The organism is Desulfovibrio sp. X2, from assembly GCF_000422205.1.
Taxonomy (GTDB): Bacteria; Desulfobacterota; Desulfovibrionia; order Desulfovibrionales; family Desulfovibrionaceae; genus Alkalidesulfovibrio.
In genome coordinates, this window is record NZ_ATHV01000044.1 from 111,350 (window position 1) to 127,551 (window position 16,202).

The following is a 16,202-nucleotide window of genomic DNA, read 5'->3' on the forward strand; positions in this document are numbered from 1 at the left end:
AGTGCACGGGAAGATGCGCCCGGCTGGAGGAATGGGCAAGCATTGGCGAGTTTCATGTATTGAGAGGAAGCCTTTTCAGGATCATGACATGTGTCATGCAGAACCTCCCGCCGCCCCCCCGAAGGCATGGCGCCCGGCCGGGGTGCGCGGGAAGACAACGAGGACGTACACGCACATGGCCCAATTGTTCGAGAGCGGATTCATCGGAACCCTGGTCCTCAAGAACCGCTTCGTGCGCTCCGCGACCTGGGAAGGCCGCGCGGCCGAGGACGGCGCCGCCACTCCGGAGCTGACCGCCATGATGGTCGAGCTGGCCCGGGGCGGCGTGGGGCTCATCATCACCGGCTACGCCTACGTGAGCCCGGAAGGGCAGTCGCAGACGCGCCAGCTCGCGGCCCACGACGACCGCTTCGTGGCCGGACTGGCCGAGATGACCGGGGCCGTGCACGAGGCGGGCGGACGGATCGCGCTGCAGATCGTGCACGCGGGATGCGCCGCCTCTCCGGCCGAGGGCGCGGTCCTCGGCCCCACGGACGCCGTGCCGGGCCGGGGCCCGGACGGCGAGGCGGGCGACGCCCCCGTCTGCCGGGCCGCGACGCGGGACGACCTCGCCCGCATCGCACAGGACTTCGCCCGGGCCGCGGCGCGCGGCAAGGCCGCGGGCTTCGACGCGGTGCAGCTGCACGCGGCGCACGGCTTCCTGCTCAGCCAGTTCCTCTCCCCGGCCCTCAACACGCGCACGGACGAGTACGGCGGCACGCTGGAAAACCGCGCGCGCCTGCTGCTCGAGGTCACGGCCGCGGTGCGCGGCGCCGTGGGCCGGGACTATCCCCTGCTGGTCAAGCTGAACTCCGAGGACTTCCTGGAGAACGGCCTGACCCGCGAGGAGTCCGCCACCGTGGCGCACATGCTGGAGAAGGCGGGCGTGGACGGAGTGGAGCTCTCCGGCGGCACGGTCTTCTCCAGGCCCGAGCGCTCGGCCGTGCGGCCGGGATTTCTGAAGGACGCGGCGAGCGAGGTCTACTACCGCGAGGCCGCGGCGCTCTACAAACGCCACGTGGGCATCCCGCTCCTGCTCGTGGGCGGCATCCGCTCCTATGAGGTGGCCGAGGAGCTGGTGCGCGGCCGCGTGGCCGACTACGTCTCGCTCTCCAGGCCGCTCATCTGCGAGCCGGGCCTCGTGCGCCGCTGGCAGGAGGGCGACCGCCGCAGGGCGCGCTGCGTCTCGGACAACGCCTGCTTCGCCCCGGCCGTTGCGGGCCAGGGCGAGCTCTGCGCCACCACGCAGGGCAGGTGGCATCTCGCCGGATTCCCGGGCGCATCTCCGGAAGCCTCCCTGGCCGAGACCGCCTGACCCGTTCGCCCGGAAGGCCCGGGCGCGCCTGTGCCGTGGCGCGGCCGCAAGAGGCCGCCCCCCTTCCGGCGCGCTCCGGCTCCCCGGTGCACCCGGCCCGCGAGGTCCGCGCCCCGGCCCCGGGGGGGCTTTTGCGGGCTGCAACCGGATTGTCTCTTTATATCATTACTATGTATTTCCATATGATCAGGCAATGATTTTGCAGAAATCGGTATTCTTCTTCCACATGTAAATAGCTTACTGACTGTGCATCGCTGCGGCTTCCCGCGCCCGGTGGAGAGGCGCGCCGTGCCGCGGCGAAAAGGAGACATGACCATGCTGTACAGGAAAATGCCGAAAAACGGGGACGAGCTCTCCATTCTGGGCTTCGGGTGCATGCGCCTGCCCATGGCGGACGGGGCCATCGACGAACCGCGGGCCATCGCCCAGATCCGCGCGGCCGTGGACAAGGGCGTCAACTACATGGACACGGCCTGGCCGTACCATGCCGGGGCGAGCGAGCCCCTGCTGGGCAAGGCGCTTCGCGACGGCTACCGCGAGCGCGTGAAGGTGGCCACCAAGCTGCCCTCCTGGCTGATCAAGAGCCGCGAGGACATGGACACCTTCCTGAACGCCCAGCTCGAGCGCCTGGGCACGGACCGCATCGACTACTACCTGGTGCACGCCCTGGACGGCGGGCTCTGGGACAGCGTGGAGGCGCTCGGCATCGCCGAGTTCCTGGACACGGCCAGGCGCGACGGCCGCATCGTCAACGCGGGCTTCTCGTTCCACGGCCTGCTGCCGGACTTCAAGCGCATCGTGGACGCCCACCCCTGGGAGTTCTGCCAGATCCAGTACAACTTCCTGGACCAGGCGTTCCAGGCCGGGACCGAGGGGCTCGAGTACGCCGCCGCCAGGGGGCTCGGCGTGGTCATCATGGAGCCGCTGCGCGGCGGCAGCCTCGGCAGGCCCGAGCAGCCGCCCGCCGTGGCCGGGATCTGGGATACGGCCCCCACGCGCCGCACCCCGGTGGAGTGGGCGCTGCGCTGGGTCTGGAACCGGCCCGAGGTCACGCTGCTGCTCTCCGGCATGAACGAGGAGGCGCACATCGAGCAGAACCTGGCCGTGGCCTCCGAGGCACTGCCCGGCTCCCTCGCCCCGGAGGAGCTCGAACTCGTCGACCGTGCGGCCCGCGCCTACCACGAGCTCATGCAGGTCGGCTGCACGGGCTGCGGCTACTGCATGCCGTGCCCCGCGGGCGTGTCCATCCCCAAGTGCTTCGACTCCTACAACCGCATGCACATGTTCGGCGACCCGGACACCGCGAAGTTCTTCTACGCCGCCGGCGTGGGCGGGCAGATCGGCCTCGAGGAGCCGGGCTTCGCCTCGCAGTGCGTGGCCTGCGGCGAGTGCCTGGAGAAGTGCCCGCAGCACATCCGGATCCCGGATGTGCTCGAGAAGGTGGCGGCCGAGATGGAGGACGCGGGCCTGGACGCCCGCCTGGCCGCGGCCAGGAAACTGTTCAGGGTCCGCCCGCAGTAGCCCGCCCGCAGGAAAAACGATCCGGGACGCGGACGGTCCTCGGGCCGTCCTCGGGCCGTCCGCGTCTCCCCGGACACTGGAAAGCATCCATGAAGATACTCTATTACGACTGCTTCGCCGGGCTTTGCGGCGACATGAACCTGGCCGCCATGCTCCACCTGGGCGTGGAGGCGGACCATCTGCGCGCCGGGCTCTCCAGGCTCGGCCTGGACGACGAGTTCGAGCTCAGGGTCTCGCGCGACGCGCGCATGGGCATCCACGGGCTGCGCGTGGACGTGGTGCTGCGCGCCGAGGAGCACGCGCACGGTCATCGGCACGGTCATCGGCACGGTCATCGGCACGATCACGGGCACGATCACGGGCACGATCACGGCCACCACCATCACGGCCACCCGCCGCAGCGCGGCCTGCGCGAGATCGAGGCCCTCATCGGGAAGAGCGGGCTGCCCGAGGCCGTGAAGAACACGAGCCTGGCGATCTTTCGCCGCGTGGCCGAGGCCGAGGCCCGGGTGCACGGCAAGGACCTCTACGAGGTGCATTTCCACGAGGTCGGGGCCACGGACTCCATAGTGGACATCGTGGGCGCGGCCATCTGCTTCCACGCGCTCGGCGTGGACGAGGTCTGGGCCTCCCCGCCCGAGCTCGGCGGCGGCTTCGTGCGCTGCGCGCACGGCCTCATCCCGGTGCCCGCCCCGGCCACGGTGGAGATCCTCCAGGGCCTCCCCGCCACGCGCGGGGCCACGGACAAGGAGACGACCACGCCCACGGGCGCGGCCATCCTGGCCACACTCGCCACGCGCTTCACCGCCCGCCCGGAGATGGTCGTGGAACGCACGGCCTACGGCATAGGGCACCGCGACGACGAGATCCCGAACGTGCTGCGCGTGCATCTGGCCCGCGCGGCCGAAGAGGCGGAGGAGCCCACGCCCCGCGCCTCGGCGGGCGGCACGGTGCACGAGGCGCGGCTGCTCTCGTGCAACATCGACGACATGACCGGCGAGGCGCTCGGCGCGGCCATGGACCTGCTCCTGGAGGAGGGGGCCATGGACGTGCACTTCACGCCCATCGTGATGAAGAAGAACCGGCCCGCCACCTGCCTCTCGCTGCTCTGCGCGGCGGGCGACGAGGAGCGCTTCAAGGAGCTGCTCTTCCGCCACACCACCACGCTCGGCATCAAGAGTTTCCCGCTCGAGAAGACCGTGCTCGAGACGCGCTTCACGCGGCTGGAGACGCCGCTCGGCCCGGTGACCATGAAGGACGCCCTGCTGGACGGCAGGATCGTGCGCTCCAAGCCGGAGTTCGAGGACTGCCGGGAGCTCGCCCGCAGCCACGGCATCCCCCTGTCCGAGGTCTACCTGCAGATCGGCAAGGTGCGGGAGTAGCCTGCCCATGGACCCGTCCATGTACACGTCCCCCGAGACAGAGGCCGGATACGCCCGGCTGCTGGAGCGACTGCGCGCCGAGGGAAGGGTGCTCGTGGCCTTTTCCGGCGGCGTGGACAGCACCTTCCTGCTGCACGCCGCCTGCGTCGCGGCCGGGACCTCCGGCCGGGTGCTGGCCGTGACCCTGGCCACGCCCTACATTGCGCGGGCCGAGATCGCCGAGGCGCGGGCCGCGGCCGCGGCCCTGCGCGTGGAGCACCGCGTGCTCGAGCTGCCCTTTCCCGAGGAGCTGCGCGCCAACCCGGCCGAGCGCTGCTACCTGTGCAAGCGCCGCCTCTTCTCGCTGCTCCTGGAGATGGCCTCGGCCGAGGCCGTCGGCCGCGTCCTTGACGGCACCAATGCCGACGACCTGGGCGACCACCGCCCCGGGCTCAAGGCCCTGCGCGAGCTCGCCATCGAGAGCCCGCTCCTGGACGCCGGGCTCGGCAAGGCGGAGATCCGCGCGCTCTCGCGCGCCTTCGGCCTTTCCACCTGGGACAAGCCCGCGGCCGCCTGCCTGCTCTCGCGCATCCCCCACGGCACGCGGGTCGCGGAGGAGGAGCTTCGGCGCATCGAGGCGGCCGAGGAGTTCCTGAAGGACAGCGGCTTTGCGGCCGTGCGCGTGCGCAGCCACGGCGACGTGGCGCGCATCGAGGTCCCGGCCGGGCAGGTCGCGGCGCTCGCGGCCGCGGCCGCGCGGCTCGGCGTGGACGCGCGGCTCAAGGCGCTCGGCTACGCCCACGTGGCCCTGGACCTGGCCGGATACCGCATGGGCAGCCTGAACGAGACGGAAAACCCGGGGCACGCCCTTTGAGGACGCCCGGAGCAGCCGGAAGTATACGATGAGCGACCCGATGGACACGATGACAAACGAAACGACGAAGGATGCGGCGAACGAAACGGCGAAGTGCGCGGCGCACGAGGATCTCGGCGGCACCGAGGCCTCCCTGCGCGCACTGCTCGGCGCGGTGCGCGACGGCGGCCTGGACGTGGAGCAGGGCATGGAGCGGCTGCGCGACCTGCCCTTCCTCGACCTCGGCCACACCAAGCTCGACCTGCACCGCAGCCTGCGCAACGGCTTTCCCGAGGTCGTCTACGGCGCGGGCAAGACCCCCGAGCAGATGGTGGAGATATTCCTGCGCCTGCGCGACCACGACCACGTGCTGGCCACGCGCGTGCCGCCCGAGACGGCCCTGCGCGTGCAGGAGGCCTGCCCCGGGGCGGAGTACAACCCCGTGGCCCGCACCCTGACCCTGGTCCGGGGCGAGATCGCGTACCGGGGCGGGGAGATCTGCATCGTCACGGCCGGAACGTCCGACCTGCCCGTGGCCGAGGAGGCCCGCGTGACCTGCGCGATGCTCGGCAGCCGGGCCTTCGTGGTCTCGGACGTGGGCGTGGCGGGCATCCACCGCCTGCTCGACCGGCTGGACCGCATCCGGCAGGCGAGCGTGATCGTCGTTGTGGCGGGCATGGAAGGGGCGCTGGCCAGCGTCGTGGGCGGGCTCGTCTCCACGCCCATCATCGCGGTGCCCACCTCGGTGGGCTACGGCGCCTCGTTCGGCGGCCTCTCCGCCCTGCTCGGCATGCTCACCTCATGCGCCAGCGGCGTCAGCGTGGTGAACATCGACAACGGCTTCGGCGCGGCCTGCGCGGCCTGCAAGATCAACAACCTCGTCGCGGCCCGCTCCTGATCCGCTCCGTCCTTCGCGTCCAGTCCCGTTTCCGCGAAGCACGCCGCAAGGCCGCGGTCAGTCGATGTCCGTGGCGATGATGACGTGGACTCTCCGTTCCTTGGTCTGGGCCAGCACCCAGGTGTAATCCCAGGAACCCATGAAGAACGTCGTCCAAGGTTCATAGCAGTCGAAAAAGAGCGTATTCTCGTAGTCGCGGCCGATCAGTGTATCGACTGCCGCGTTTGCAAGTTCCCGCACCTCGACGGCAGTCATCTCCGGCCGTAGGTACACTCCTCCGGAATACAGTGCGGATGCCATGCGGAACGGCATTTCCAAGGAATACCTGAGGATGAACTGTGAATCGAGCTCTTCGTCGACGTGTCCGAGATGCAATGAATAACGCACGTAGTCCGATGACATGAAATTGTTGAAGAACGACATCTCGTATAAGCGGTTCTTGGACCAGTACCACTCGAACGCATCATGGTGTCCGATCTGAAAGGATCGGTACATGACTGAGCCGTTCGCGTATACTTTCGCCAGCTCCTTCAGATAGGTCTGCAACGGGGCGTTCGGGATGTCTATCATGTGGACGTCTATCGATGCCCACATCTTCGTCAGTTCCGCAGGATCAGGGGCTTCGCTCATGCTTCCTCGTGGAGAACGTTGTCGGCTTCCCTTCACCTCGCGCGCCGAAAACACATCCCGCGATGCCCGCAGAGACGCAAAAGCCGAAGAGATCAGGAAGAACATGGACTGGTCGGTACCACAGGCGTAACGGCTTGTATATTCAACCGAAACTGTCCTGAATGTTCCCCGGCCCGCCCCGCCGCCGTCCTCTTCCCTCTCCTTCCCCCCGCTCATCCCTTCCGGGCCAGCCCGGCCTCGCGCTGGTAGAGCATCATGTCGGTCAGGAGGTCGGGGATGCCGGATTGGGCGAGCATGGCGTCCACCTGGCCGCGGTGGTGGGCCTGGTGGTTGAAGAGGTGGCAGGCGGCCTGCCAGAGGGGGTGCAGCCAGGCCTCGCCCGAGGTGGTGCGGCAGGTGATCTCCCGAGAGAGGTCGACTGGAGCGAGTGACTGGGTCCAGTCGACGACGGCCTGGTCGCAGGCCTCGCGCGCCGCGGCCCAGGCCGCCGCGTCCGGGCACTCGTCCGGGTCGCCGCGCTGGTCGAGCTTCGGGAGGGGCGTGCCCTGGAAGCGGGCCAGCCAGATGCGGTCGGCCCAGAGCACGTGGCAGAGCACGCCCTGAAGGGAGCCGTACCAGGAGGCGCGCGGCCGGGCGTATTCCCCGGGCGGCAGGCGCAGAAGGGCCTGGGCCAGGCGGCGGTCGGCGAAGCGGCCTGCCTCGGCCTGGATGCGGAAGACGTCGATGAGGCTCGGGGACGGAATCCGGGGCGTCTCGGGAGGCATGGTGCATCCTCCGATGGAAGGGTTGGGGGAGGCTCTGCGGGCGGGGCCTGGACGGCGCGTCAGTTCCCGCGGCGCGACGGGTCGAGGTCGGCCGCGTCGTCCTCGTCGGCGTCCGCGACGGGGAGCAGGGGGGGCGGCATGCTGCCCGCGGCCGAGAGCTCCTCGAGGTCGCTCGGGTCGGGCGCGGGCTCCACGCGGTCCTTGCCGGAGCGCTTGGCCGCGTACAGGGCCTGGTCCGCGCGGGCGATGAGGTCGTCCGAGGACTCGCCCGGGAAGTGCTGGGCCACGCCGAAGCTGGCCGTGAGCCTGCCCGGCTTGCCGTAGTCGTGCGTGGCCACGATGCGGCGCAGCTTCTCTGCCAGGCAGCAGGCGCTGCGCAGGTCGGTCTCGGGCAGCAGGCAGCAGAACTCCTCGCCGCCGTAGCGGGTGACGAGGTCCACGCGGCGCATGTCCTCGCGCACGATGCGGGCCATCTCGCGCAGCACGTGGTCGCCCTCCTGGTGGCCCCAGGTGTCGTTGACGCGCTTGAAGTCGTCGATGTCGAACATGATCAGGCTCAGGTCCTTGGCGTAGCGCTCGGCGCGCCAGATCTCCTTCTCGAGCTCGTCCATGAGGCGCTTCCTGTTGCCGAGCCCCGTGAGCGGGTCCTTGAGGGCCAGGTCGAGGTAGAAGTCGCGCTCCTCCTGGATGCTGGTCACGTCGATGAAGCTGATGATGGAAAAGAGGGTGTCCTCCACGGGCAGGCGGCTGACGCGCACGAGGAAGGCCCGCTCGCCCTCGCCGCCCACGGGCGGGGCCAGGGCCATGAGGTGGTCCGCGGCGGAGTCGTCCGAGGCCAGGGCGGCGATCCAGTTGTCGCCCTCGTAGCCTTCGGCGGGCGAGATGCGCGAGGCCACCAGGGCCATGGCGTCCATGCCGCTGATGGACTGGATGCCGAGGAAGTCGAGGAAGGGGCGGTTGACGTAGAGGATGCGTTCGCCGTCCGTGGTCAGGAAGAGGTCCGGGTTGTTGTCCAGGACCTTGCGCAGCAGGGTGCGCTCGCCCTTGCCGGCAAGGGAGCAGCGCTGCGAGAGGTCGATGAGCTCCTGGCGGGCGACGGGCTTGGGCATGAAGCCGTTGACGCCGAGGTTGATGGAGGCGAGCAGGGTCTCGTTGTCCGTGAAGGCGGAGATGAGGACGACGCAGACCTCGTCCGAGAGCTCGCGGATGCGGCGCACGAGCTCCAGGCCGTCCATGTGGGGCATGCGGATGTCCGTGACCACGAGGTCCGGGAAATGCTCGAGGAAGAGCCCAAGCGCCTCCTTGCCGTCCCCGGCGGGGATGACCATGACCCCGGCGCGGCGCAGGCACTGCACCATGTCCTCGCGGATGATGGCGTCGTCCTCCACCACGAGGGCCCGCAGGGCCTCGCCCTGGGGGGAGGGGGTCCGGTTTTTCGCCCGGTCGCCGGAGGCGGAAGCCGATTTCTCGTCCATTATGGGGCTTTATCCCACAATCGAAGGGGACCGGCAAGTGGCCGTGGCCGGGTGTGGAAGTTTGACACAGGGGGCGGCGAGAGGATAGTTGAGCGCCATGGGCAGGCAGGATGCTATGCATCGCGATCAGCGCGAAGTCTTCAGGGAGTATCTGTCGAGCAAGCGGCTGAAGATGACGCCGCAGCGCATGCTCATCCTGGACGTCTTCCTCAAGGAGCAGGGCCACCTGACCTCCGAGGACCTCTACCAGAAGGTCAAGGCCATCGACCCCTCGGTGGGCCAGGCCACGGTCTACCGCACGCTGAAGCTGCTCTCGGACTCGGGCATCGCCCAGGAAGTGGACTTCAGCGAGGGCGTGGCCCGCTACGAGCACGGCTTCAACGAAGACCACCACGACCACCTCATCTGCATCCGCTGCCGCACGACGGTAGAAGTGGCGGACGAGCGCATCGAGCAGCTCCAGGAGGAGCTGGCCCGGGCGCACGGCTTCCGCCTGACCGGCCACAGCATGTGCCTGTACGGCGTCTGCCCCCGCTGCCGCGGCAAGGAATAGCCCCCCGGACCCCGCCTCCGCCCACCCCGGCTGCCTCGTCCCCTTTCGCGCGCTCTCCGGCCTTCCGGCATCCCGGCATCGGCCCCCGCATCCTGTGCCCATTCCGTTCGGTAAACCCGAGAGGCCATTCGCGGCCCTGGTCGCCTGTTCGTAAGATGGCGGGTTTATTTCGCATGAGAGATTCCAGCGGAAAGTGATCGAAAAAGGAGTTGACAATCATTCTCAATTAGCTATTGTCTCTCCACACGACGTCGCAACCTCGAGGTGTATCGGTATGTGTTCAGTCTGCGCAGTACATAGACCCCTGAGCGACTTCCCCAGCGGAAGCCGGGTGAAGATCGAGCGCTTCTGCGAGTGTGCCGGCGGCAATTGCCGCTGCCGCCTGTGCGCCCTCGGGTTGACCCCCGGGACGCTCGTGGAGGTGGATTCCGCAGGCCCCGGCGGATGCCGCATCAAGGTGCGGGGCTCGGACCTCGTCATCGGCCGCGGCATGGCCGAGAAGGTGCTCGCCTCGCCGCAGACCTAGTGTCGCGTCCATGAAGAACGCCGGTTGCCATAGGCGATCATACGCGACACTCGAACCGGGCACATGCCCGGTTCCACCGCCGAAGGCGGCGTGAGCAAGCTGAAAACCACGTTTTCTGCGCAGCGATCCTCCGCAAAATACGGCTTTGAGTATTTTGCGGACGTCACACTAGGACCAGGTCCGGCACCCTGCGGCCGCACGCCGCAAGACGGGCCGGACAGGAGCAAGCAATGCAGAACATCATCGTCTTCGCCATCGTCGCCGCAGCCGCCATATACGTCATCCGCAAGGCGCGGGCCTCCAAGGCGGGCGGCTGCGCCTGCTCCGGCGGCTGCTCGGACGGCTGCTCCGGGGTGAGCTGCTGTTCCGGGCACGTTGGGCACGCCGCGAACGGCCTGAATGATCTGAACGACCTGAAGGACATGCGCGACACGACGGGAGGGAACTCCTGCCGCGCGCACAAGCAGCCCTAGCATTTCCCGACGCCGGACAAGGAAGCCGGGTTCCCCGATCCGGCCGACACGCACGACTTCATCCGCACGAACGCGGCCCGGGACAGGACCAGAGAGCGTCCCGCAGAGCGCAGTCACCACACGAGGAGGACTTCATGGAGACCATCGGTCTTCGCCGGTTGGCCGTCGGCCAGCGGGCCGTCATCACACGCATCATGACCGGCGGGGAGCTCGGCCGACGCATCCGCGACATGGGCCTGACCCCTGGCGCCGAGATCGAGGTCGTGGGGCGCGCTCCCCTGAAGGATCCCGTGGCCCTGCGCGTCAAGAACTTCACCCTGACCCTGCGCAACAACGAGGCCGACCAGATCCTGGTCACGCCCGTGGAAGCCGACGGCGCGTCCTGATGCGCGCGCCGGGACGAGGATACCGCACATGACCCAGCAGACGCCCGGACACGCGCCCCACCAGGCGGCGCAGGCCCTGAAGATCGCCCTGGCCGGCAACCCCAACGCCGGCAAGACCACCGTGTTCAACGCCCTGACCGGGGCGCGGCAGCAGGTGGGCAACTATCCCGGCATAACCGTCGAGCACAAAGAGGGCGCCATGCGCCGCGGCGAGCTCGACCTGCGCATCACCGACCTGCCCGGCACCTATTCCCTGACCGCCTACAGCCAGGAGGAGCTGGTCGCGCGCCGCGTGCTCATCGAGGAGCGGCCCGACGCCGTGATCGACGTGGCCAACGCGGGCGTGCTCGAGCGCAACCTCTACCTCGCGGTCCAGCTCCTGGAGATCGGCGTGCCCGTGGTCCTGGCGCTGAACATGATGGACGAGGCCAAGCGGCAGGGCATCACCGTGGACGCCGCCCGCCTGGGCAAGCTCCTCGGCGTGCCCGTGGTGGAGACCGTGGCCCGCGTGGGCAAGGGCATGGACGAGATGCTGGACGCCGCCGTGGCCCTGGCCCAGGAGCGGCGCGGCAGCCTCACCCCGCTCGTCATCTCCTACGGCCCGGACCTGGACCAGGCCCTGGCCGAGATGTCCGCCCTGCTCCAGGGCAAGGGGCTGGAAGAGGCGGGCTACATGCCCCGCTGGGTGGCCCTCAAGGTGCTCGAGGGCGACACCGAGGTCGCCCAGTGGCTGCGCGCCCGCGACGCCGACGCGGCGGCGAGGCTCGAGGAGATGAGCGCCAAGGTCGCGGACCACTGCCGCAAGACGCTCGACACCTACCCCGAGGCCCTGATCGCGGACTACCGCTACGGCTTCATCTCGAGCATCCTGCGCCAGGACGTGGTCCAGGTGAGGCGCATCGACCGCGTGGCCCTGTCCGACCGCATCGACACCTTCCTCACCCACAAGCTGCTCGGCCCGCTGTTCATGTTCGCGGTGCTCTACGCCATCTACACCTTCACCTTCACCCTGGGCGACATCCCGGTTGGGCTGATGGGCAGCTTCTTCGACTGGCTGGGCGGCCTCGTGGGCGCGGCCCTGCCGAACGGGGCGCTCAAGTCGCTGCTCGTCTCCGGGGTCATCGCGGGCGTGGGCGGGGTGCTCGGCTTCGTGCCGCTCATCGTCATCATCTTCCTGATCATCTCCTTTTTGGAGGACTCCGGGTACATGGCCCGCATCGCCTACATGCTGGACCGCGTCTTCCGCATGTTCGGCCTGCACGGCTGCTCGGTCATGCCCTTCATCGTCTCGGGCGGCATCGCGGGCGGCTGCGCCGTGCCCGGCGTCATGGCCGCGCGCACCCTGCGCAGCCCGCGCGAGAAGCTGGCCACCATCCTCACCGCGCCCTTCATGACCTGCGGCGCCAAGCTGCCGGTCTTCCTCATGCTCGTGGCCGCCTTCTTCCCGAAGTACCAGGCCCAGGCCATGTTCGCCGTGACCCTGGCGTCCTGGCTGGTGGCCCTGCTCGTGGCCAAGCTCCTGCGCTCCACGGTCATCTCCGGCCCCTCCACGCCCTTCGTCATGGAGCTGCCGCCCTACCGCCTGCCCACCCTGCGCGGCATGCTCATCCACGCCTGGGAGCGTACCTGGCAGTTCATCAAGCGCGCCACCACCGTGGTCCTGCCCATCTCGGTCCTGCTCTGGGCGGCCATGACCTACCCGGGCCTGCCCGCGCACGAGGCCGAGCGCTTCGCGGCGCAGCGCGCGCAGCAGGAGCAGGTACTGGCCGCGGCGCAGGCGGACAACGACGAGGACAAGGTCGCGGACGTCCAGGAGGCGCTGTCCGGAATCGACCACGAGGAGGCCATGGCGGCCCTGGAATACTCCGCCGCAGGCCGCTTCGGCCGCGCCGTGGAGGGCATCTCCCGCTACGCCGGATTCGAGTGGCGCACGAACATCGCCCTGGCCGCGGGCTTCGCCGCCAAGGAGGTCATCGTCTCCACCCTGGGCACCGCCTATTCGCTGGGCGAGACCGATCCCGAGGAGACCACCCCCCTGGTCGAGAAGCTGCAGACAGACCCGGACTGGAACCTCGCCAAGGGCGTGAGCCTCATCCTCTTCACCATGCTCTACGCGCCCTGCTTCGTGACCGTGTTCACCATCCGCCAGGAGGCGGGGTCCTGGGGCTGGGCGGCCTTCTCCATGATCTTCAACACGACCCTGGCCTTCGCCGTGGCCGTGGTGGCCTACCAGAGCATGGCCTGACGCGGCCGATCCGACGCGCGCACCGGACGCGCGGCGCTCCTTAAAGGGGGCCGGGAACCCAGGTTCCCGGCCCCCTTTTTGTGCTGCGGCGGACATTCGGCGGACACTCGAGGAGAGGCCTTGCGCCCTCGTGCCGGGCAGAAGGGCGGCAAAAGCCTGCGGCAAAGCCGCAGGATGGGACGAAAGGAAAGGAGAGAGGAGAGAGGAGATGTCCGGCCGCCGGTGCACTTCGGGCGGCCGCACGCCGACTCGAGGGAAGACCCAGGCAGGGGGCCGGAAACGCTCGGGGCGGGGAAGGATCGCTCCTTCCCCGCCCCTGCGGACGCGCTCGCGCGCGTATTCTTCGTGGTGCGGCTACTTCTGCACTTCGTGGCAGCCGGCGCAGGCGCGGGGGCCGCCCTTGATCTTCGGGTCGGGGCCGTGGCCCGCGTGGCAGCCGATGCATTCCTTGTGGAAGGCGGCCTGCAGGCCCAGGCCACCGGCGGGCTTGTCGCCGCCGTGGCAGGAGTCGCAGGTGCCCGGGGTGGTGCCGTCCAGGAGCTCCGAGGGATCGAGCACGTTCTTGCCGTTCTCGTAGCGGTGGTGGCAGGCGGTGCAGTCCAGCCCCAGGCTCACGTGGGCGTCGTGGTTGAACTTCACCGGGCCGCGCTTGAGGCCGCCGGGGAAGTCGGCGGGGTTGCCGATGGTCACGGAGTCGGGCTGCGCGAAGCCGGGCAGCGCGAAGGCGCAGAGCAGGGCCGCGGCCAGAGCGGCGATGATGATGTGCGTGGCGCGCATTACTCGGCCTCCTCCTCGTCGGGTTGCAGATGGGGCGGAATCACCATGAGCTCGCAGAGGATTTCCTTGAACGAGATGACCTTGATGCCGAGGTCGTATTCCTTGTTCAGGTCGTTGATCTGGTCCGTGCAGTTGTGGCAGGGCGCGAGCACGAACTTGGCGCCCGTGGCCTTGATCTGGTCGGCCTTGTACTTGCCGGAGACCATGCGCAGCTTCTTGTAGTCCGGCCCCATGGGGATGAAGCCGCCTCCGCCGCCGCAGCAGTGGCTGTACTCGTCGTGCGGCTCCATGAGGCGCACGTCCTCGGCGACCATGTAGAGCAGCTCGACGCCCAGCTTGGCCAGGTCGCCGTTGCGCGAGAGGTTGCAGGGGTGCTGGTAGGTGACGGGCTCCTTGAACTTGTGGCGGAGCTTGATCTTGCCGGACTTCATGTACTCGTGGAACACCGCCACGGCGTGGGTCACGGGCACCGGGGCCTGGCCGTTGGGCTGCTTGGTCCAGTAGGGACCTTCGTACTTGGCGGCGCGGTAGGCGTGGCCGCACTCGGTGATGCAGATCTTCTCCGCGCCGAGCTTCTTGGCCGCGTCGTACATGGTCTGGGCCAGCATGCCCGCGACCTCGACGTTGCCCGAGAACATGGACAGGTTGGTGGCCTCCCAGCCGTGGCTCGGCATGGTCCAGGACTCGCCCGCCACCTGGAAGACCTGGGCGGCCATCTGGATGTCCTGCGGGTAGTACTTGGGCTCGCGGGCGTTGACCGTGTACATGATGCGGCAGTTCTCGCGGTCGATGGGGACTTCGAGGCCCTTGATGACGTCCTCGCCTTCCTCGGCCATCCACTCGCAGGTCTCGACGAACTCGTCGTCCGTCATCTCCATCTGGTTGCCGGTCTTCACGTAGCTTTCGTCGATGGTCATCAGGCGATCGGGGCAGACGTCCTGCGTGCGCAGGCACTGCCGGGCGATGTGGATCATGACGCCCATGTCGATGCCGAAGGGGCAGTACTGGGAGCAGCGGCGGCACATGTTGCAGCGGCCCCAGGCGATCTCCTTGGCCTCTTCCAGGAACTCCCGGTCCACTTCGCCCTTGCGCTTGATGAGCTCGCCGAGCGTCTTGCGCACCTTGTACTGGGGCATGTACTCGGGCTTCTTGTCGTTGGTCAGGTAAAAGAAGCAGGAGTCCGCGCAGATCGCGCAGGACGTGCAGGCCTTGAGCCACAGGCGCAGGCGCGCGGTGTCGTTGCGGGCCAGGACCTCGCGGATCTTGGCGGGCTCGACGGGCTTGATGTCAGTCATGTCGATACTCCTACCAGGTCTTGGTGCCGCGACGGGCGAACTCGCTGCCGATGAAGGCGCGTCCGAAGAAGAAGAGGAAGGCGTGCGCCAGCCGGGTGAAGGGCAGGCAGATGAGCATGATGCCGCCCGTCAGCACGTGGACCATGAGCATGTTGTCCGGGGTGAGCAGCATCTTGTGCGCCGCCAGGTAGCCGGTCAGGAAGGGCAGGATGGTGATGGCCCACAGCAGCCAGTCGGCCGGGCCGGTGACGATGCGCACCTCGGGCTTCACGAGGCGGCGGATGAGCAGGCCCGCGGCCGCGATCAGGAAGACGATGGTCAGGCCGTCGGTGACCGGATCGGACACGCTCGGCCAGTCCACGCCCCAGTTGTAGGCCAGCGTCACCACGTGGCCCAGGGCGAAGAGCGGGGCGAAGATGAGGCAGAAGTGGAAGGCGAAGGTCAGGACCGTGGTCCCCGGATGCTCGCGCCAGCTGCGCGAGCCGTAGGGGATCAGCCAGTTGACGATGGAGGCGAACATCCAGCCGGGTTTGGCGTGATCGAAAAAGACCTTGTCCGTGCGACGGGAGCGCAGAACCAGCGAGCCTATCTGCCAGATGCTCCCGAAGATCAGCACGGTGAAGGCGATCCACAGGAAGGGACCGTTCACGAAATCGTACATGTCTTCTCCTTCTGCCCGTGGTGGGCAGGGATGATGATTGTTTGTGCAGCCGATGCCTGTGTCGGAGTCCGGCACGCCACCTGCCGGACAGGCTGCTCCCTTCTGACGCGGGCGGAAATTTCGGCTCCGCCGTTGCCGTTTGAGGCGCTCACTCAGAAGAGGGAAAGCCCGACAGGCCGGGCCGGAAGATCATTCCGGCCCAAGGCTCGGGGCAAGGAGCGCGGCCCGCCGTGCGCACACTGCGCCGCAGTCGACCGACGATCCGGCCCATCCAGCCGTGACAAGGCCTGCCGCCAGGGTCGCGCCCGCGGGAAGGCGGCCGCTTCCGTCGATCCCACCATCTCCGGAAGAGGGTCCCTGTTCCTGCGCGCGCAACAAGACGCCCGACCGGGCGCCGGTCCGAAGACCGGCCGCATCGCGGTCGCGGCGT

16 protein-coding genes are annotated in these 16,202 nt (G+C 68.6%); 10 read left to right on the top strand and 6 right to left on the bottom strand.

Annotated features, from left to right (window positions below; all coding sequences use genetic code 11):
• Positions 1 to 175 precede the first annotated feature (175 nt).
• The 5 genes from DSX2_RS12775 to larB all read left to right on the top strand — a co-directional run bounded on the left by DSX2_RS12775 (position 176) and on the right by larB (position 5,987).
• The gene (locus tag DSX2_RS12775) at positions 176 to 1,354 is read left to right on the top strand and encodes an NADH:flavin oxidoreductase (RefSeq protein WP_020881239.1); all 1,179 of its coding nucleotides are present in this window, start codon (positions 176 to 178) and stop codon (positions 1,352 to 1,354) included.
• A 315-nt stretch (positions 1,355 to 1,669) separates the two neighbouring features.
• Complete coding sequence (locus DSX2_RS12780) at positions 1,670 to 2,875, top strand: aldo/keto reductase (RefSeq protein ID WP_020881240.1); 1,206 nt, start codon at positions 1,670 to 1,672, stop codon at positions 2,873 to 2,875.
• 89 nt (positions 2,876 to 2,964) lie between these two features.
• Positions 2,965 to 4,257, top strand: a complete 1,293-nt coding sequence (gene larC / locus DSX2_RS12785; protein WP_020881241.1) for a nickel pincer cofactor biosynthesis protein LarC — start codon at positions 2,965 to 2,967, stop codon at positions 4,255 to 4,257.
• Positions 4,258 to 4,264: 7 nt separating this feature from the next.
• On the top strand, positions 4,265 to 5,110 hold the full coding sequence (gene larE, locus DSX2_RS12790; RefSeq protein ID WP_020881242.1) for an ATP-dependent sacrificial sulfur transferase LarE: 846 nt from the start codon (positions 4,265 to 4,267) through the stop codon (positions 5,108 to 5,110).
• A gap of 40 nt (positions 5,111 to 5,150) precedes the next feature.
• Positions 5,151 to 5,987 (top strand): nickel pincer cofactor biosynthesis protein LarB, encoded by an 837-nt coding sequence (gene larB / locus DSX2_RS12795; RefSeq protein ID WP_236615119.1) that lies wholly within the window; start codon positions 5,151 to 5,153, stop codon positions 5,985 to 5,987.
• A gap of 57 nt (positions 5,988 to 6,044) precedes the next feature.
• Here the strand turns inward: larB and DSX2_RS12800 are convergent, their stop codons facing one another.
• The 3 genes from DSX2_RS12800 to DSX2_RS12810 all read right to left on the bottom strand — a co-directional run bounded on the left by DSX2_RS12800 (position 6,045) and on the right by DSX2_RS12810 (position 8,856).
• A complete protein-coding gene (locus tag DSX2_RS12800) occupies positions 6,045 to 6,617 on the bottom strand; it encodes a hypothetical protein (protein ID WP_035042313.1) in 573 nt (190 codons plus the stop codon).
• 212 nt (positions 6,618 to 6,829) lie between these two features.
• Positions 6,830 to 7,381, bottom strand: coding sequence for a DinB family protein (locus DSX2_RS12805; RefSeq protein WP_020881245.1), 552 nt, complete (start codon positions 7,379 to 7,381; stop codon positions 6,830 to 6,832).
• 59 nt (positions 7,382 to 7,440) lie between these two features.
• Positions 7,441 to 8,856, bottom strand: a complete 1,416-nt coding sequence (locus tag DSX2_RS12810) for a diguanylate cyclase (protein WP_020881246.1) — start codon at positions 8,854 to 8,856, stop codon at positions 7,441 to 7,443.
• Positions 8,857 to 8,971: 115 nt separating this feature from the next.
• Here DSX2_RS12810 and DSX2_RS12815 point away from each other — a divergent pair, with 115 nt between their 5' ends.
• The 5 genes from DSX2_RS12815 (at position 8,972) to feoB (ending at position 13,039) form a co-directional block, all read left to right on the top strand.
• On the top strand, positions 8,972 to 9,409 hold the full coding sequence (locus tag DSX2_RS12815) for a Fur family transcriptional regulator (RefSeq protein WP_035042316.1): 438 nt from the start codon (positions 8,972 to 8,974) through the stop codon (positions 9,407 to 9,409).
• 274 nt (positions 9,410 to 9,683) lie between these two features.
• Positions 9,684 to 9,935, top strand: coding sequence for a FeoA family protein (locus tag DSX2_RS12820; RefSeq protein WP_020881248.1), 252 nt, complete (start codon positions 9,684 to 9,686; stop codon positions 9,933 to 9,935).
• 230 nt (positions 9,936 to 10,165) lie between these two features.
• The gene (locus tag DSX2_RS12825) at positions 10,166 to 10,408 is read left to right on the top strand and encodes a FeoB-associated Cys-rich membrane protein (RefSeq protein WP_020881249.1); all 243 of its coding nucleotides are present in this window, start codon (positions 10,166 to 10,168) and stop codon (positions 10,406 to 10,408) included.
• A gap of 134 nt (positions 10,409 to 10,542) precedes the next feature.
• On the top strand, positions 10,543 to 10,794 hold the full coding sequence (locus DSX2_RS12830) for a FeoA family protein (protein ID WP_020881250.1): 252 nt from the start codon (positions 10,543 to 10,545) through the stop codon (positions 10,792 to 10,794).
• Positions 10,795 to 10,822: 28 nt separating this feature from the next.
• Complete coding sequence (gene feoB, locus DSX2_RS12835; protein WP_020881251.1) at positions 10,823 to 13,039, top strand: ferrous iron transport protein B; 2,217 nt, start codon at positions 10,823 to 10,825, stop codon at positions 13,037 to 13,039.
• Positions 13,040 to 13,393: 354 nt separating this feature from the next.
• Here the strand turns inward: feoB and DSX2_RS17720 are convergent, their stop codons facing one another.
• Genes DSX2_RS17720 through DSX2_RS12850 form a run of 3 tightly spaced genes read right to left on the bottom strand, consistent with a single transcriptional unit; the run spans position 13,394 to position 15,772 of the window.
• The gene (locus DSX2_RS17720) at positions 13,394 to 13,816 is read right to left on the bottom strand and encodes a cytochrome c3 family protein (RefSeq protein WP_020881252.1); all 423 of its coding nucleotides are present in this window, start codon (positions 13,814 to 13,816) and stop codon (positions 13,394 to 13,396) included.
• Entirely contained in the window at positions 13,816 to 15,111 is a 1,296-nt protein-coding gene (locus tag DSX2_RS12845; protein ID WP_020881253.1) for a (Fe-S)-binding protein, read from the bottom strand. The genes DSX2_RS17720 and DSX2_RS12845 overlap by 1 nt, the downstream gene beginning before the upstream one ends.
• Before the next feature lie 10 nt (positions 15,112 to 15,121).
• Positions 15,122 to 15,772, bottom strand: coding sequence for a hypothetical protein (locus DSX2_RS12850; protein ID WP_020881254.1), 651 nt, complete (start codon positions 15,770 to 15,772; stop codon positions 15,122 to 15,124).
• Between the last annotated feature and the right edge of the window lie 430 nt (positions 15,773 to 16,202).